The sequence below is a fragment of the Streptomyces sp. SCUT-3 genome, from assembly GCF_014083985.1.
In the GTDB taxonomy this organism is placed as follows: Bacteria; Actinomycetota; Actinomycetes; order Streptomycetales; family Streptomycetaceae; genus Streptomyces_H; species Streptomyces_H thermolineatus.
This window is the reverse complement of sequence record NZ_CP046907.1, coordinates 343,507-359,411: the sequence shown is the minus strand read 5'-3', so window position 1 is coordinate 359,411 and position 15,905 is coordinate 343,507. Positions and strand designations below refer to the sequence as shown.

The following is a 15,905-nucleotide window of genomic DNA, read 5'->3' as shown; positions in this document are numbered from 1 at the left end:
TTGCCGGAGAGAGCCGGTCACCGGCCTCCCGCAGCCACCTTCCGAGAGGAGGGACGGGGGCGCACCGCGTCCGGCGGCCGCACCCCTCCTCACCGTGAACCCCGCCTCCCCGCCCTCCGGGCGCCGCACGCGGCCGCCGTGCCGCCCTCCCGCAGCACCGTGCGGCCCGCTCCGGAGGTGCTGGAGGCCCTGGCGCGCCGGGGCCCCTCCCCGGTCGTGGTCTGCGACGGCGCCGGCCGGGCGGTCCTGGTCGGCGAGGCGGCCGCCGCGCTGCTGCCCGGCCTGGAGGAGGGAACCGTCCTCGGCCCCGGCACCGTTCCCGCCTGGCTCGCCCGCGGGCAGGAGCTCGCCGCCGCCGCGGGCGACGGCCCGGTCGAGGTGCGGGGGGACCTGGCCGGCCGCACGGCCACCGCGCGCTCCACCGCCCTGCCCGGAGGCTTCCGGGCCTGGACCCTCGTCGACGCCGCCCCCCGCGACGCGGCCGGACGGCACCCGGACGACGAGCACGGGCGGATGGAGTTCCTGGACCGGGCCTCGGCCAGGCTGCTGGCCTCCCTGAACCGGCGCAGGTCCGTGGCGGCCACCGCCGAACTGGCCGCGGAGCTGGCGGACGCCGCCGCGGTGATCACCTCCTCCCGCGCGTACGGCGCCGAGGCGACCGTGGTCGGCGGACGGGGCCGGCCGGCCGCGGTCGCGGTGCCCGGGGCGGAACTGGCGCTGCCCGGCATCGCGGAGGCGCTGGCCCGCTTCCCGCCCGCGCCCTCGCGCTGCCTCGCCGCCGGACGGGTCCCCGCCCGCCTCCTCCCCGACGGCTTCGGCGCCGCGGGCTCCGCGCTGCTCGTCCCCCTCCCGGGGAGCGGCGCCCCGGTGGGGGCGCTGCTCCTCGTGCGCCGCCCCGGCAACGGCGCCTTCACCGCGGAGGAGGAGGTGTTCGCCCGCGTCTTCGCCGCCCGCGCCGGCGGCGCGATCTCCGCCGCGGCCCTGTACGAGGACCGGACGGAGACCATGACCGTCCTGCAGCGCAACCTGCTGCCCCCGGTCCTGAGGAGCACCGCCGGGATCGACCTCGCCGCCTCCTACCGTCCGGCCCGGGCGGCGGACCTGATCGGCGGCGACTTCTACGACGTCCACCCGTCCCCGCGGCCCGGCGGGGAGACCGCCGTGGTCCTCGGGGACGTCTGCGGGAAGGGCCCGGAGGCGGCGGTCCTGACGGGCAAGATCCGCAACACCCTCGCCGCGCTGCGCCGGGTCGAGGACGACCACGAGCGCCTCCTCCAGCACCTGAACGGCGCACTGCTGGAGGAGGGGGCGGAGGACGGCGAGGACGACCGGTTCGCCACCCTGGTGCTGGCCGGCGCCACCCCGCGGGCGCCGGACGGGGACCGGCCCGGCGGCGGGATCCTGCTGCGCCTGACGGCGGCCGGGCACCCGGCGCCGCTGCTGGTCCGGCGCGACGGCACCGTCGAGGAGGCCCCGACCCGGGGGACCCTGGTGGGCGCGGTGCCCCTGGTCACCGCCACCACCTGGACCACGGTGCTGGAGCCGGGGGAGACCTGCCTGCTGTTCTCCGACGGCGTCACCGAGGCCAGGGGCGGGCCCGCCGGAGGGGAGATGTTCGGCGAGGAGCGGCTGCGCGCGGCCCTGGAGGGATGCGCGGACATGCCGGCCGGGGCGGTGGTCGAACGGGCGGGGGTGGCCGTCTCCCAGTGGCTGGCGGGCAACGACCACGACGACATCGTGCTGCTGGGCATCGGCGCGCCCCGCCGCCCGCGCCCGCCCGCCGGCCCCCGCGCGCCCGCGGCCCGAGCAGACACGGCATGACGGACGGCGCCGCCTTCCCCCCGGGCCCGGGCCCGGCACCGCACCCGGGCCCGGCACCGCACCCGGAAGCGGTCCCGGCCCGGCAGGATCACGACGATCTCGTGCGGGAGTTCTTCGACGCGGCCACGGCGGCCGACGAGGAAGCGGCCGTCGCCCTGGTCCACCGGGCGCTGGAGGCGGGCCTGCCCCCGGAACGGGTGCTGCTGGACGTCATCGCCCCGGCGCAGGCCAGGGTGGGCGAGGAGTGGGCGGCCGCCCGCCTCTCCGTGGCACGGGAGCACGCGGCCAGCGCCGTCAGCGACCGCGCGATCGCCGCGCTGTCCGTCCACCCGGCCGCCCGTGCCGCCCCGCGGCGCGGGCGCGTGACGATGGCCTGCGTCGACGGGGAGTGGCACGCGCTGCCCGCCCGGCTGGTCGCGGAGACGCTGCGCCTGCGCGGCTGGCGGGTGGACTTCCTCGGTGCGCACGTGCCGCCGCAGCACCTGGTCCAGTACCTGCACGCCACGGGACCGGACGCCGTGGCCCTGTCCTGCTCGATCCCCACCCGGCTGCCCGCCGCGCACGCCGCGATCACCGCCTGCCGGGCCGGGGGTGCCCGTGCTGGCGGCGGGCCGGGCTTCGGCGCCGACGGCCGCTACGCCCGACTGCTCGGGGCCGACGCCTGGGCCGCGAGCGCGACGGACGCCGCCGACCGGCTGGAGCGGGACTGGCCGCCGCCCGTGCGGCCGGCGGACGGGAAGGCCGGGCACCTGGCCGGCCGGGAGTACGTGCGGGTGGCCGAGGCCCGTTCCCGGCTGGTCGCGGAGGCCCTGGAGGCGCTGCGCGAGGAACTGCCCGGGACGCGTTCGTGCACCTCCCGCCAGTGGGAGAGCACCGCGGAGGACCTGGCGCACATCGTCGACTTCCTCGCGGCGTCCCTGTACGTGGACGACGAGCGGCTGTTCACCGACTTCGTCGCCTGGACCGCGGCGGTCCTCTCCGCCCGCGGCCTTCCGACGGCCTCCCTCGCCGCCGGGCTGCGGCTGCTGGAGGGCCTGCTGCGCGGCCTGCCCCGCGCCCGGCGGACGGTCGGGGCGGGCCTGGCCGCCGTCGGGGGAGCGGCTGACGCCCTCCGGGGCACGGGGCCGTGCCCCGCGCCCCGGAAGGGCCTGCTCGCAGCGGTCTGCGGCCGGTGCCTCACGGAGTGGTGCCGAAGGGCGCTTCCTTCTGCTCGTACTGGGCCAGGGCGATCCCCAGGCCGAAGAAGGTCGGGGCCCATTCGCCCACGAAGATGCCCCAGCGGTCGGCGCGGTCGAGGCCGGGGTTCCGCCTTCAGCGAGCCGGCCCAGGACAGGATCGACAGCCCGATGGAGGCGAATGCCGCCATGTAGGCGTGCTCGCTGGTGACGCCCTTGTCGTGCAACTTCTTGACGATCATGGAGAGAGCTCCTTCAGGGAGGGAGTGTCCCCAGCCAGGTGCCCCGTGTCCGGAAAACCATCCAAAAAGGACTTTCGGCTGGTGCATTCGGGGGACAGGGGAGAGGCCCGGGCTCGGCCCCCGCTCGGCCCCGCGCCGGCCCCCGCCCCGGTCGGCGGCAGTCGCAGGGCCGGCAGCGCCACGTCGTCGACGGCGGCCTCGTACAGGCCCTTCAGCAGCTCGTCGCAGAAGACGTCCAGCGGTTCCCGGGCCAGTGCGGCGGCGTGCTGCCCGCAGCCGGGCCAGACTGTGGTCCAGGCTCTCGCCGGCCGCTCCACGAGGCCGTCGGTGTACAGCAGCAGGGTGGGGCGCTCCGGCATCGGCGTGGTCGCGCTGGGGCGGGCGGTGCCCGGCTCCACGCCGAGCAGCATGCCGTGGCCCTCCTGCAGGTAGCGGGGTCCCCGTCGTGGGTGACCAGCAGCGGGGGCGGGTGGCCCGCGTTGCTGTGGTTCAGCCGCCAGGGCCCGCCTCCGGGCCCTCGATGCGGGCGAAGACGCAGGTGGCGGTGCGCCCCCCGTACAGGCTGTCGTTGATCGCGTCCAGGCGCGCCAGGATCTCCCCCGGCGGCTCGCGCCGTCGCAGGCCAGTGCGCGCAGCATGTTGCGCAGCTGGGCCATGGCGACCGCCGTCGGCAGGTCGTGGCCGGCGACGTCCCCGATGATCATCGAGGTGGTCCCGTCGGGCAGCACGAAGCTGTCGTACCGGTCGCCGCCGACCTCCGCCGTGCTGCGGGCCGGGGTGTAGCGGGCTGCCGGCTGCAGGTGGTCCACGTGGGGCAGCTCGGGCAGCAGCGAACGCTGCAGGCGTTCGGCGATGCCCTGCACCGAGGCGTACAGGCGCGCGTTGTCCACGGCCAGGGCGGTGCGGTGGGCCAGGTCCTCCACCAGTGGCAGGTCGTCGGCGGTCAGCGGCGGCGCCGGGCCGCTGCGGCCCAGGGGCAGCGCGCCGAGGACCTGGCGGCGGGCGCGCAGCGGCGCGACGACCGCCGTGCGGGTGCCGAACCGCTCGAACAGCTCGCGCTGGGCGGAGTGCGGCGCGCCGTCCGCCTCCTCCCCTCCTCCGTGAGGGACTCCCGGTCCAGCAGCAGGGGCCCCGCGCCGCGCAGCACCCGGGCCAGCGGGTCGGAGGAGGACTCCGGGACCGGGGGCATGCGCCCCTCGAGGTGGCCGGTGGGCAGGCGCACCGGGTTGCGGTGGGCGACCACCATCCGGTGCAGCCGCCCGCGCTCGTCCAGCAGGTCCGCCGCGCACCAGTCGCCAGCCTGGGCAGCAGGATGCGGCACAACCGGCGGAGGCCCTCCTCCACGTCCAGGGTGCTCGACAGCGCGGTCGTGGCCTCCGCGAGAAGGGCCAGGCGCTGCAGTGCCTCCTGCAGCACGGTGTCGACCTCGTCCGCCCTCATCCGTCCAGGACTCCTCCGCCGGCCGGTCCGGGGCGCTCCGGCGTCCCCCGCCGCACCGCCGCACCGCCGCGCCGCCGCGCCGGTCCTCAGCCCTCCTTGCCGCGGCCGCTGAGGGCGTCGCGCACCCGGTCCACCAGGCCGGCGCCCGGCGCGAGGAGCTTGTTGGCCGGGGGCTTGTCCGGGGCGGTGGGGTGGGGCGGGTCGGTGCCGTCTTCTTGGCCCGCCGCACCTTCTCGCCCAGCTCCTCCATGTCCCCGGGCCCGGCCGCGGCGCGCAGCTGCGGGAAGAGGTTTCCCTCCTCGTCCGCGATGTGCGCCCGGATCTCGCGCATCAGCTCGCCGACGAGGCGGTCGAACTCGGGTCGTCCGCGCCGCGGCCCTCGAGGTCCTTCATGATCCGCTCGGCGGAGGCATGGTCCTCCAGCTCCTTGTCGGCGATGTCCCCGCCGCCGGTGACGCTCCTGCGCACGGCCGGGTACAGGTACTCCTCCTCGGCGACCGAGTGGCGCACCAGTTCCATGGTGACCTGGTCCACGTAGGTCTTGCGCCGCCCGTCCCCGGAGGGAAGGCGTTCGATCTTCCCGAAGAGATCCTCCACCTCCCGGTGGTCGGTGGTCAGTTCGTCGATGACGTCTCCGCCGTGTCCCATCGCTGCAGGTCCTTCCGGTGTGCACGGATCGTGCGCCGGTTCCCGGCGCACCCGCCATGCGCGTGCCCAGCCCCCGGGGCGCCTAACGCCCCGCTCGCCCCCGCCCCCCGTCCGGCCCTGCCGCGGTGCCGCGGCCCCTCCGTGCCGCCGCAAGGGCCCGTCCTCCGTTCGGGTGCATCATGGAAAAAGGGGTTTGTCCCTTGTATCTGAGATGGGTGAATTGCCATGGATCACGCCGAGCGGGTGGAGTTGGTGTTCGAGCAGCCCGGGCTCGGGTCCGACGCGGGCAGGGACACCGTGGTGGTGCACCGCACGGAGGCCACGGGACCGGGCGGGCACCCGGTCTACTGCGACGACACCGGGATAGTGCGGGCCGAGATCAGCAGCAGGGGAGAAGTGCGGATGCTGGCCAGCGGGGGCCACCAGTCACCGCGGCCGCCCGTCGCCACGCTCCTGGGGTGAGGCGTGAGCGGGCCCCGGTACGGCGTCACCCGGTCGGCGCAGTCCGGGCGCGGAGCGGCATGGGGGCACCGCGGCCGGGTACCGGTTGGTGCATGACTACAGTACGACGACTGGCCAGGCCCCTGTTGGCCTCCATGTTCGTATACGGCGGCATCAACTCCCTCAAGCATCCCGAGATGATGGCCCCCGCCGCCAAGCGCGTGATCGACCCGCTGGCCGCGAACGTCTCCCTGGTGCCCTCCGACCCCGAGCAGGCGGTCCGCATCAACGGCGCCGTGCACGTGGTGGCAGGGGGCCTCCTTGCCCTGGGCAGGTTCCCGCGGCTCTCCGCGCTCGTCCTGGCGGGCACGCTGGTCCCCACCACGCTGGCCGGCCACCGGTTCTGGGAGGCCGAGGACCCGCAGGAACGGGCCCAGCAGCAGATCCACTTCTTCAAGAACCTGTCCATGCTCGGAGGGCTCCTGCTCGCCTCGGTGGACACCGCGGGCAAGCCGTCGCTGAACTGGCAGGCGCGGCACACCGCGCGGGCGGTCCGCCGCGAGGCGCAGCAGGCCGCGCGCACCGCCCGCCGCGAGGTGCGGCTGGCCGCGGGAACCGCCCGCGTCACCGCCCCGGTGGCCGCGAAGGCCGCCCGGGTCACCGCCCCGGGCGCCGCGAGGGCGACGGCGGCGCGGGCCGCCGCGCCGGCAGTGGCGAAGGCCAAGGCCGTGCGCGTCACCGTCCCGGTCGGCGCCAAGGCGGCCCGGGGCGCCGCGCCGTCCGCGGCGAGGGCCAAGGCGGCCAAGGCCAAGGCGGCCAAGGCCAAGGCGGTCAGGGCCGGGGCGGCGAGGGCCAGGACGGCCGGGGCGAAGTGCGCCCGGTGAGCAGGAGGGGCCGCCGGCAGCCCCCGGCGACCCCGTAGGACGCCGAAGCGGCCCGCGCCGCCCCCGGGTGGACGGAGCAGGAACCCCGGGTGCACCGCGCCCGGGACCGCGGGAGCGAACGGGCGGCTACCGCCGCGAACACGGCGGACGGTGTCCGCCGGGCCGCACGGCACGACCCTGGGAGCTGGCAGATGGGCAACGGTTCACCGGGCGGGGAGAGGCCGCACCTCGACCTGGCCGCACTGATCGCGACGTCGGTCCGCCGGGAACGCGAGCGCGCCGGCCTGTCCGTGGCCGAACTGGCCGGGCGGGCCGGAATCGCCGAGTCCGCGCTCTCCCGGCTGGAGTCGGGCGCCGGCACCCCGGACGTGGAGACGCTGTGGGCCCTGGCCGTCGAGCTCGGCGTGCCGCTCGGCCGACTGGTCGACCCGCCGCGGCCGAGGGTGCACGTGATCCGTGCGGGCGAGGGCCCGGCCACCCGTTCGGACCAGGCGGACTACGCGGCCACGCTGCTGGCCTCCTGCCCGCTCCACGCCCGGCGGGACCTCTACCGCATGCAGGTGCACCCCGGAAGGCCGCGGCTGTCCGAACCGCACCTTCCCGGAACCGTGGAGCACGTCGTGCTCGGCGCCGGCCGGGCGCTGGCCGGCCCGGCCGGGGAGCCGGTCGAGATCGGCCCCGGCGACTACGTCACCTATCCCGGCGACGCCCCGCACGTCTTCGAGGCGCTCGAGCCCGGCACCACCGCGGTGATCGTCATGGAGTACGCCTGAGGGCGGGCACGCCGCCCTCTCCGACGGGCGCCCCGTGGCAACCCGGTTGCCCCGCCCGAGGCCGGGGCCCGAGACTGGGGCCCATGCCCGTCGGACCCGCACGCGCGAACATCGATCCGGTTTCCCCCCGCCCCCCGGTGCCGGACGGGGAACGGGTGATCGGGGACGAGGACTGGTACGGCCGTGACCTGTCCGGGCAGTCCTGGACCCGCTGCTCGTTCGTCGACACCGACTTGACCGAGGCCGTGGACGAGGGGGCCGTCTTCGACGAGTGCACCTTCTCCGGGGTGCGGTTCAACGCCTCACGCCACACCGGGGCCGCTTTCACCAACTGCACGTTCCACCGCTGCACCTTCTTCGACACGGTCTTCACCGACTGCAAGTTCGTCGGCAGCCTCTTCCAGCGGTCGGCCTTCACCCTCCTCGAAGTGCACGGCGGGGACTGGTCCTTCGTCGGTCTGCCCGGCGCCGATCTGCGTCGGGCCGTCTTCGACGGAGTGCGGATGCGGGAGGCGGACCTGACGGCGGCACGCCTGGAGAAGGCGTCCGTCACCTCCTGCGACCTGTCGGCCGCCATGCTGCACGGTTCGAAGCTCGCCGGGACGGACCTGCGGGGCAGCGACCTTTCGGCCCTCGACCCGCTGACGGTGGAGCTGTCGGGAGCGGTGATCGAGCCGGACCAGGCGGCTGTGATCTGCGCGGCGCTGGGCCTGCGCGTCCTCTGACCGCAGTGCTCTCCTCGCTCCGGACGCCGCCCCGCGCCCCGCGCGCCGCCGGACGCCGAGCGCGACGTGGCCGCCGGACGCCCGGGGGAGGAGAGGGCCGCCAAGGAGGTCCTCGCCCGGCTGGACGGCATGGACACGGAAGACCCGCAGTTCATGCCGACCCTGCTGAAGCTGCGGGCCGACGTGACGGAGCACCCGCGGACGGCCCTCCCCACAGGGGGCGTTGACCTCCACCCCGGGTGTCCCTACCGTGTGGACGGCAGGCACAGGGACCGGCACGTCCCGGGGCCCCGGAGCCCCGGAGCGGGAGCTGAGGGCCCGGACGGCCCGGAGGGGGGACCGTGCGACGCCACGAGTGGCTCGAGCGCATCAGGCGGCTCGACCCCGACCGCGACTTCCACGAGATCTACCGGATCAGCAGCGCCCACGAATTCCCCTGGGACACCGTCCAGGCCCTCGGCTTCGCCCTCTACCGCACCTACGCCGTGCCCGGCATCGGCCGGCTCCTCGCCGGGACCGGCGAGTTCACCGGGCGGACCCAGAAGCGCTACGACGACACCGCCCTCATCCTGGACGCGGTCCTCGAGCACGGCTTCGACTCCGTGCCGGGGCGCGAGGCGATCCGGCGCATGAACCGCATGCACCGCCACTACGACATCCCCGACGACGACTTCCGCTACGTCCTCGCCACCTTCGTCGTCGTGCCCAAGCGCTGGCTCGACGACTACGGCTGGCGCCCCTACAGCGAGCACGAGGTGCGCGCGGCCACCAACTACTACCGCGCTCTGGGCCGGCGCATGAACATCCCGGACGTCCCCGACGACTACGCGGGGTTCGAGCGGCTCCTCGACGACTACGAGCGCCGCCACTTCGCCTTCGACGCCGGCGGCCGGGCGGTCTCCGACGCCACCCTGGACCTGTTCGCCTCCTGGTACCCCGGGCCGCTCGGCACCGCGATGCGCAAGGCGTCCCTGTGCCTGATGGACGACGCCCTGCGCGAGGCGTTCGGCTACCCGGCGCCCTCCGCCGCGCTGCGGCGGGCCGTCCGCTCGGCCCTGCGGCTGCGCGGCAGGGCGGTGCGCCTGATGCCCCCGCGCAGACGCCCCCGGTACGCCCGGCAGAACCCCAACGTCCGCGGCTACCCGGACGGTTACCGCATCGCCGAGCTCGGTACCTTCCCCTCCGGGTGCCCCGTCCTCCACGACGAGGGCGCCGAGCGGCCCCCGCGCCCGCCGGTCAGCGGCCCGCCGGGGGACGGCCGGTGAGCAGCATGCGCCGCACGGCCTCCTCGACGGCCCCCTGGGTGGCGGGGACGCCGAACGCCCCCTGCTCGCCGGGCCGGTGCAGCGCGGGGGCGATCGTGACGCCCTCCTCGTACAGCTCCACCACCCGCGGGTCGATGTAGGAGGCGCGGCACACCGCCGGGGTGTTGCCGAGGTACTCGGACACCTCCCGGACGGCCCGTGCGACGGCCCGGCGCCGGGAGGCCTCGCTGCCCGCCGCGGGCGCGGAGACGGCCAGGGCCACCGCGGCCAGGACGGTGGCGTGCCAGGTGCGGAAGTCCTTCGCGCTGATCTCCACCCGGCCGGGCTCCCGCAGGTGGGCGTTGAGCTCCTCCCCGGTCACCTCGTGCCACTCGGGGCGCTCCCAGTACGCGAGGAGGCGGTCGCCGCCCCCGCGCCGCCGCACCAGCGCGGTCACCGCCCGGCAGGTCGCGGTGTCGGCCACGGCCCGCACCTGCTCCTTGCCGTGCTTGCCCGGGTAGGTGAAGGCGACTTCGCCCCGGCCGCACCGGGTGTGCTCGCGCAGCAGGGTGGTCAGCCCGTAGCTCTGGTTCTCCTGCGTGTACCGCTCGCCGCCGACGCGGAAGAACCCCAGGTCGAGCAGGCGCACGGCCGCTCCCAGGACACGGTTGCGGGTGAGCCCCCGCTCGCCCAGCCCCGCCTCGGCGCCCTCGCGGATGCGGGGCAGGGCGGCGGCGACCTCCAGGACGTGGTCGTGCTTGGCCTGCTCCTGCTCGGCCCTGAACTGCGGGTGGTACAGGTACTGGCGGCGCCCGGCCGCATCGGTGCCCACGGCCTGCAGGTGCCCGTCGGCCCGGGCGCAGATCCACACGTCCTCCCAGGCCGGCGGGACGGCCAGGCCCCTGATCCGCTCCAGCTCGGCCCGGTCGCGCAGGGGATTGCCCGAGGCGTCGAGGTAGCGGAAGCCGCGGCCGTGCCGCCTGCGGGTGAGGCCGGGGTCGTCCGGGCTGGTGGAACGCAGTCGCAACGGTCCTCCTCGGGGTCGGACCGACAGGTTGCGCGTACCCGCCCGCGGGCGCGGCAGTCCGCCCGCGGGCGGACCCGCCGCAGGGCGGTGCGTGCCGTCCGGAAGGCCCGAATGAGGCGGGGGAGCAGGGGTAGCCGCCCCGTGTGCCGCACGAGGGAAGGATGGTGACGGTGAGCGAGCCGGTAGGAGGGCGCACGGCCCGGGAGGGCGCGGAACGCCCGGTGGGCGAACTGGTCTCCCGGGCCTCGGAGCAGCTGACCGAACTGGTCCGGGCCGAACTGCGCCTGGCGCAGAGGGAGATGAAGGACAAGGGCAAGCGCTTCGGCCGGGGCGGAGGGCTGTTCGGCGGAGCCGGGACGGCCGCGCTGTTCGGGGCCCAGGCGGCCGTGGCCGCGGTGATCGCCGCACTGGCCCTGGCCGTGCCCTGGTGGGCGGCGGCCGCGATCGTCGCGGTCCTTCTGTTCGCCGCGGCCGCCGTGATGGGCGCGCTCGGGAAGAAGGAGGTGGACCGGGCCTCGCCCCCGGTTCCCGAGGAGGCACTGCACAGCGCGAAGGCGGACATGGCGGAGATCAGGGAGAGGGCGCACCGATGACGGACGCACGGCACGAGAACGGCACGACGACTCCGACCCCGGAGGACCTGCGCCGCCGGGTCGAGGAGACCCGCCGGGAACTGGGCGGGACGGTGGAGGAGTTGGCCGCGAAGACCGACGTGCGGGCCAGGGCCCGCGGGATGGCCGCCCGGGCGCGCACGCAGGTGAGGGAACAGGCCGGTCGCACCGCCGACTCGGTACGCCGGCGCACCCCCGAGCCGGTGCGTGAGAAGGTCTCGCAGGCCGCCCGGCAGACGGCGGACAGGGCCGCCGTGCTGGGAACGACGGTGCGCGACCGCGCCCCTGAACCGGTGCGGGAGAAGGCCGCGCAGGCGGTGGCGACCGGCCGCCGCAACCCGGCCCTGTCGGCCGCGGTGGCGGTGACGGCCCTCGTCCTCCTGCTGGGCGTGCGCCGTCGCGGCGGGGGAGAGGGCTGATGGCCGGGAAGATCCTCTACAAGCCGGTCGGCATGGTGCTCGGCGCGGCCGGCGGCGCCCTGGCCGGCGCGCTCTTCAAGCAGGTGTGGAAGATGGCCGGCCACGACGACGACGCCCCCGACGCGACCGACGAGCACCGCGGCTGGACGGAGGTGCTCGTGGCCGCGGGACTCCAGGGCCTGATATTCGGTGTGGTCAAGGCCGCCGTGGACCGCGGCGGCGCGGCCGGCGTGCGCCGTCTGACCGGCACCTGGCCCGGCTGACACCGCCCGGACGTGCCCTCCTCCCACCCGGACGCACACGGGCCGGGCGCACACAGTCCGGGGCGCACACGGACCGGGCGGGCACGGGGAGGGCCCGCGTCACAGGTGGGCCCGCGCCGCGGCGCGGGCCCACCGCCGTGTGCCCGTCCCGGCGGCCGGTAGGGTCGGCGCGGACCGACCCCTGGAGAGCCCTGATGACCGTCACCACCGACCCGCTCCTGCGCGTGGAGCACCTGACCCGCACCGAGGACGGCGGGAGCTGGGACGCCCTGCTGTGGCGGGCCGGGCCGGGCTGGCGGATGGTCAGCAGCGCCGTCCTGGGCGGGGGCCTGGGCGAGCGCGCCTGGGTGCTCAACGCCCAGGTGCGGCCCGGCTACGCGCGCACCGACCCGGCCGAGCACCTCGCCGGGATCGCCCGGTCCGCGGGGGCGGCCGGCCCCGGCGTGGGGCTGATGACGGCCGCGCACGTGGGGGAGTACGGGGAGGCGGAGGACGAGGGCGTGCGGGCGGTGGCCACCGCCGGGATCGGCGTCACCGCCTGGGCCGCCGCCCCGGGCCCCGGGGCCCCCGGAGTGCCGGACCCGGGCACGATCAACATCGTCGTGGCCGTCCCCGCGCCCCTGGCGGACGCCGCACTGGTCAACGCGGTGGCCACCGCCACCGAGGCCAAGGTGCAGGCGCTGCTGGAGGCGGGCCACCACTGCTCGGGCACCCCCACCGACGCGGTGTGCGTCGCCGCGCGCACCCCGGCCCCCGGAGAGGCCCCGGAACTCTTCGCCGGCCCGCGCTCGGTGTGGGGCGCCCGGCTGGCGCGCGCGGTGCACCGCGCGGTGCACGCCTCCCTGGGACGGCGAACCGGCGACCCCGCATAACCGGGAGTCCCGTGTTCCTCAGCCGTTGAGTGCCCTTGGTGACGGTGAGCGTGACGTGCCCGCAATCGGGGGAATGCCGACGGCAGGGTGCCGAACGGGGATCCAATTGGCTGGTTGCCCGACCGATTCGACCCGAGGATGTTCCCGTGCGTCGTGTTCTTGCAGCGGTTTCCCTGTGCGCCGGGACTGTTGCTCTCGCGCTCGGAAGCGCGGGATTCGCCCACGCGGAAGCTTGGGTCTTCCCGATGCGCCGTACGGTCGGCCGTCATGGATTCGGCCGTGGAGACGCGGCTTCGCCAAGTAAGTCAAGACTTACCTCCGGAGAAATTCGGCCGTATGGTGTTGCCCGAATCGAAGGAGTCTCCTGTTGGCGAAAACGAATGACCCCGCTGTGCGTGCGGTTGAATCGGAGCAGGATTATGTGTCCTCCTTGTGCGAGTTGCTCGCCGAGCGGCTTTCCGAGGCGCGAGCGCACCGGGCGAATGTACTGAAGGCCCCGGCGGAAAGCGCCGGTGAGGCGTACGAGAGAGAAATCGCCGCCGAGCGTCTGGCCGAGGAAATCGGCCGGCTGGAGGGCGCCGAAAAGGGACTGGTCTTCGGGCGCATCGACCGGACGGACGGCACGGTCCTGCGCATCGGGCGGATCGGACTGCACACGGAAGAGGACGACCTGCCCCTGCTCGTGGACTGGCGTGCGAACGCGGCGCGGCCCTTCTACGAGGCGACACCGGCCCACTCGATGGGTCTGCGGCGGCGCCGGCACCTGCGCCTCGAGGAGCGCACGGTCGTCTCGGTGAGCGACGAACTGCTGGACGGGACCGCCCCGACCGACGGGGACGTCGTGGGGGACGGCCCGTTGACCGAGGCCCTGTCGGCGCGGCGTACGGGCAGGATGCACGCGGCCGTCGCGACGCTGCAGGCCGAGCAGGACGAGATCGTCCGCTCCGCCCACCGCGGGGTGACCGTGGTGCAGGGCGGGCCCGGCACCGGCAAGACGGTGGTTGCCCTGCATCGGGCGGCCTACGTCCTGTACGCGTTCCCGCGCGCCGCGGAGGAGGGTGTCCTGGTGGTGGGCCCGAACGCCCGGTTCCTCGACTACATCTCCCAGGTCCTCCCCTCGCTCGGGGAGAACGACGTCGTTCTGGCGACCTGCCGAGAACTGGCCGGAGTGTCCACGGACGCGGTGGACCCGTTCGGCACGGCGCGGCTCAAGGGCAGCACCGACCTCGCCGACGCCCTGGCCGGCCTGCTGCGCGCCCACCGGGCCCCCGCCGGTGACTTCACCGTGCGTGTCGGACGGGAACCGGTCCGCCTGTCCGGCGAGGAGGTCGCCGCGGCACGCGACGCCGCCGTGACGGCCGTACCGGGGCACAATCCCGCGCGCCAGGTGTTCAAAGAGCTCCTGGTCGACGCCGTCACCGACGCGATGCAACAAGGCATGGTCGACCTCCTGGAGCAGATCGACGCCGATGCCGAAAGGATGACGGGCATCGACCTCGACCGGTTCACCGGAGCCGCCCGGCGCCGTGCCGAAGGTGCGGCCGACCCGGGTCCGGTCCACGAGCTGGACCTGGACGCCGTCCGGGCCGATCTCCTCGACGACGCCGGCGTCGACCGGGCGGTCGAGGTGCTGTGGCCGCGGCTGTTACCCGGCGACCTCGTGAAGGCGCTCCTGACGGACCCCGACGCTCTCGCCGAGCACCTGCCCGGCCTGACCGCGCAGGAGCGGTCCCTTCTGCTGCGCGGTTCGGACGACCCGTGGACCGATGCCGATGTGCCGTTGCTGGACGAGGCGGCGAGTCTGGTCGACGGCCCTCCCGGGCGGACGTACGGGCACGTCGTCGTCGACGAGGCGCAGGAACTGACCGCCATGCAGTGGCGGATGATCGTCCGCCGCTGCCCGGCAAGGGCGATGACGCTGGTGGGCGACTTCGCCCAGGCAGGCCCGGTCGCGGCAGCACGCGACTGGAAGGAAGCACTGGGCCCCCACGTCGGACCGCGGTTCAAACTGCACAACCTGACGGTCGGCTACCGCACCACGCAGGAGATCCTGGAGAGCGTCCGGGACCTGCTCACGCGGATCGCTCCGGACCAGAGGCGCACACGGTCACTGCGAAGCGGCGAGAGCCCCCGCACCGTGACCACCTCTCCGGACGGGCTGGTCGCCGCCGTCGTCCGGGAACTCCGCGCCCAGAGCACCGCGCACCCGGGCGAGCTCCTGGGAGTGATCTGCGCGGACACCAGGACGGGCGAGCTGACGGTCCGGGGCATCGCTCACCGGGCACGCGTCGTGCCGGCGTCCGAAGCACGCGGCCTGGAGTTCGACGGGGTCGTCGTCGTGGACCCCGAGGAAATCGTCACAGCCCGCCCCGGTGGGGAAAGGGACTTGTACGTAGCCCTGACCCGGGCCACCAAGCGCCTCTGCACCGTCACCGTCCGGCCCGCCTGACGGCTCGGCGCCCGCGTCGTCGCCGCGGGCGCACCCGGCGCGGTACGGACACCGGCCCGCGCGTACGGGGCTGCTCGCCGCCCCACCGCTCGCCGCCTCACCGCTCGTGGCCGCACCCGGCGTCACGCGGCCCGGTCCGGGCCGACGACGTTCGGATCCCCTTGGTCACCGCCGGCGCAGCCCGTCCAGGGCGGTTTCGACCACGGCGTCGGCGAATCCGGCCGTGAGCGGGCCCCGGCGGTGCAGCCAGCGCCTTTCCAGCGGCCCCCAGATCATGTCCACGGCCACGTCGAGGTCCGCGTCGGGGGCGAGCTGCCCGGCCTGCTGGGCGCGGCGGAGCCGGCGGAGCTTGATCTGCCTGACCGGCTCGTCCAGCCGCTCGGCGAAGTCGGCGGCGAGGGCCGGGTCGAGGAGGGTCTCGACGGCCAGGGCGCGCATCGGCTCGCTGCGGCGCGGGTCGTTGAGTTCGTCGACGGTGGCGCGGAGCACCGTCTTGAGATCGGCCTCCAGGTCGCCGGTGTCGGGCAGTTCCGCGGGCTCGTCCCCCTGACCCTCGCTGAGCATCAGCAGCGCGTCGAACAGGACCGCGCCCTTCGACGGCCACCAGCGGTAGATCGTCTGCTTGCCCGCACCGGCCCTGGCGGCGATGCCCTCGATCGTCAGCCGCTCGTACCCGACCTCCCCGGCAAGCTCCAGCGCGGCGGTGAGGATGGCCCGCCGGGTGGCCTGGCTGCGCCGGGTGGCGTCGGGGGTTCTGCGCCGCGTCGTCATGCGGGACATCGTACCGACGGGAAAAGACGAGACGGACCGTCTTGTTTCCCGGGGGCGGGGCGGGTATGTTGACGCCAACAAGACGAGACGTACCGTCTCG

At 75.4% G+C, this 15,905-nt stretch carries 15 protein-coding genes and 3 pseudogenes; 12 read left to right on the top strand and 6 right to left on the bottom strand.

Annotated elements, in window-relative coordinates; translation table 11 throughout:
• Positions 1-138: 138 nt before the first annotated feature.
• The gene (locus tag GQS52_RS01680) at positions 139-1,821 is read left to right on the top strand and encodes a GAF domain-containing SpoIIE family protein phosphatase (RefSeq protein ID WP_259370505.1); all 1,683 of its coding nucleotides are present in this window, start codon (positions 139-141) and stop codon (positions 1,819-1,821) included.
• A pseudogene (locus tag GQS52_RS27235) lies at positions 1,818-2,501 on the top strand (cobalamin-dependent protein); the annotation flags it as partial. The gene GQS52_RS01680 and the pseudogene GQS52_RS27235, both read left to right, overlap by 4 nt.
• 496 nt (positions 2,502-2,997) lie before the next feature.
• Here the strand turns inward: GQS52_RS27235 and GQS52_RS27230 are convergent.
• The 4 genes and pseudogenes from GQS52_RS27230 to GQS52_RS01665 all read right to left on the bottom strand — a co-directional run bounded on the left by GQS52_RS27230 (position 2,998) and on the right by GQS52_RS01665 (position 5,326).
• Positions 2,998-3,238: pseudogene (locus GQS52_RS27230) on the bottom strand (hypothetical protein).
• Positions 3,235-4,161, bottom strand: coding sequence for a SpoIIE family protein phosphatase (locus GQS52_RS01670; RefSeq protein WP_259370504.1), 927 nt, complete (start codon positions 4,159-4,161; stop codon positions 3,235-3,237). The pseudogene GQS52_RS27230 and the gene GQS52_RS01670 overlap by 4 nt, the downstream one beginning before the upstream one ends.
• 20 nt (positions 4,162-4,181) lie before the next feature.
• A complete protein-coding gene (locus GQS52_RS27225; RefSeq protein WP_259370503.1) occupies positions 4,182-4,559 on the bottom strand; it encodes a hypothetical protein in 378 nt (125 codons plus the stop codon).
• Positions 4,560-4,764: 205 nt separating this feature from the next.
• Positions 4,765-5,326, bottom strand: a pseudogene (locus GQS52_RS01665) (hemerythrin domain-containing protein).
• A 225-nt stretch (positions 5,327-5,551) separates the two neighbouring features.
• Between GQS52_RS01665 and GQS52_RS01660 the strand changes: the two are divergent.
• From GQS52_RS01660 to GQS52_RS01640, 5 genes are all read left to right on the top strand, one after another.
• Positions 5,552-5,788, top strand: a complete 237-nt coding sequence (locus tag GQS52_RS01660; protein ID WP_182311329.1) for a DUF6296 family protein — start codon at positions 5,552-5,554, stop codon at positions 5,786-5,788.
• A gap of 92 nt (positions 5,789-5,880) precedes the next feature.
• Entirely contained in the window at positions 5,881-6,651 is a 771-nt protein-coding gene (locus tag GQS52_RS28315) for a DoxX family protein (RefSeq protein WP_182311328.1), read from the top strand.
• Between the two features lie 191 nt (positions 6,652-6,842).
• The gene (locus tag GQS52_RS01650; protein ID WP_182311327.1) at positions 6,843-7,424 is read left to right on the top strand and encodes an XRE family transcriptional regulator; all 582 of its coding nucleotides are present in this window, start codon (positions 6,843-6,845) and stop codon (positions 7,422-7,424) included.
• Positions 7,425-7,507: 83 nt separating this feature from the next.
• Positions 7,508-8,149, top strand: a complete 642-nt coding sequence (locus tag GQS52_RS01645; RefSeq protein WP_182311326.1) for a pentapeptide repeat-containing protein — start codon at positions 7,508-7,510, stop codon at positions 8,147-8,149.
• Positions 8,150-8,490: 341 nt separating this feature from the next.
• A complete protein-coding gene (locus tag GQS52_RS01640; RefSeq protein WP_182311325.1) occupies positions 8,491-9,414 on the top strand; it encodes an oxygenase MpaB family protein in 924 nt (307 codons plus the stop codon).
• Here the strand turns inward: GQS52_RS01640 and GQS52_RS01635 are convergent.
• A complete protein-coding gene (locus GQS52_RS01635) occupies positions 9,386-10,420 on the bottom strand; it encodes a DNA topoisomerase IB (protein ID WP_182311324.1) in 1,035 nt (344 codons plus the stop codon). The two genes, GQS52_RS01640 and GQS52_RS01635, sit on opposite strands and share 29 nt — an antisense overlap.
• Before the next feature lie 170 nt (positions 10,421-10,590).
• Here GQS52_RS01635 and GQS52_RS01630 point away from each other — a divergent pair, with 170 nt between their 5' ends.
• From GQS52_RS01630 to GQS52_RS01610, 5 genes are all read left to right on the top strand, one after another.
• Positions 10,591-11,013, top strand: a complete 423-nt coding sequence (locus tag GQS52_RS01630; protein WP_259370502.1) for a phage holin family protein — start codon at positions 10,591-10,593, stop codon at positions 11,011-11,013.
• A complete protein-coding gene (locus GQS52_RS01625) occupies positions 11,010-11,450 on the top strand; it encodes a DUF3618 domain-containing protein (protein WP_182311322.1) in 441 nt (146 codons plus the stop codon). Before GQS52_RS01630 ends, GQS52_RS01625 begins: the two co-directional genes overlap by 4 nt.
• Positions 11,447-11,713 (top strand): DUF4235 domain-containing protein, encoded by a 267-nt coding sequence (locus tag GQS52_RS01620; protein ID WP_220472820.1) that lies wholly within the window; start codon positions 11,447-11,449, stop codon positions 11,711-11,713. Before GQS52_RS01625 ends, GQS52_RS01620 begins: the two co-directional genes overlap by 4 nt.
• A gap of 194 nt (positions 11,714-11,907) precedes the next feature.
• Entirely contained in the window at positions 11,908-12,585 is a 678-nt protein-coding gene (locus tag GQS52_RS01615; protein ID WP_182311320.1) for an adenosylcobinamide amidohydrolase, read from the top strand.
• A 421-nt stretch (positions 12,586-13,006) separates the two neighbouring features.
• Positions 13,007-15,034: an AAA family ATPase gene (locus GQS52_RS01610; RefSeq protein WP_182311319.1), complete on the top strand. Its 2,028-nt coding sequence runs from the start codon at positions 13,007-13,009 to the stop codon at positions 15,032-15,034.
• Between the two features lie 165 nt (positions 15,035-15,199).
• Here GQS52_RS01610 and GQS52_RS01605 read toward each other — a convergent pair whose 3' ends face one another.
• A complete protein-coding gene (locus tag GQS52_RS01605; protein WP_182311318.1) occupies positions 15,200-15,805 on the bottom strand; it encodes a TetR/AcrR family transcriptional regulator in 606 nt (201 codons plus the stop codon).
• Positions 15,806-15,905: the final 100 nt, after the last annotated feature.

Excerpts from the sequence above, each read along its gene's own strand:
- GQS52_RS01645 (WP_182311326.1), top strand. The coding sequence starts at position 7,508 with ATGCCCGTCGGACCCGCACGCGCGAACATCGATCCGGTTTCCCCCCGC.
- GQS52_RS01615 (WP_182311320.1), top strand. The coding sequence starts at position 11,908 with ATGACCGTCACCACCGACCCGCTCCTGCGCGTGGAGCACCTGACCCGC.
- GQS52_RS01605 (WP_182311318.1), bottom strand. The coding sequence starts at position 15,805 with ATGACGACGCGGCGCAGAACCCCCGACGCCACCCGGCGCAGCCAGGCC.
- GQS52_RS01660 (WP_182311329.1), top strand. The coding sequence starts at position 5,552 with ATGGATCACGCCGAGCGGGTGGAGTTGGTGTTCGAGCAGCCCGGGCTC.
- GQS52_RS28315 (WP_182311328.1), top strand. The coding sequence starts at position 5,881 with ATGACTACAGTACGACGACTGGCCAGGCCCCTGTTGGCCTCCATGTTC.
- GQS52_RS01650 (WP_182311327.1), top strand. The coding sequence starts at position 6,843 with ATGGGCAACGGTTCACCGGGCGGGGAGAGGCCGCACCTCGACCTGGCC.
- GQS52_RS01625 (WP_182311322.1), top strand. The coding sequence starts at position 11,010 with ATGACGGACGCACGGCACGAGAACGGCACGACGACTCCGACCCCGGAG.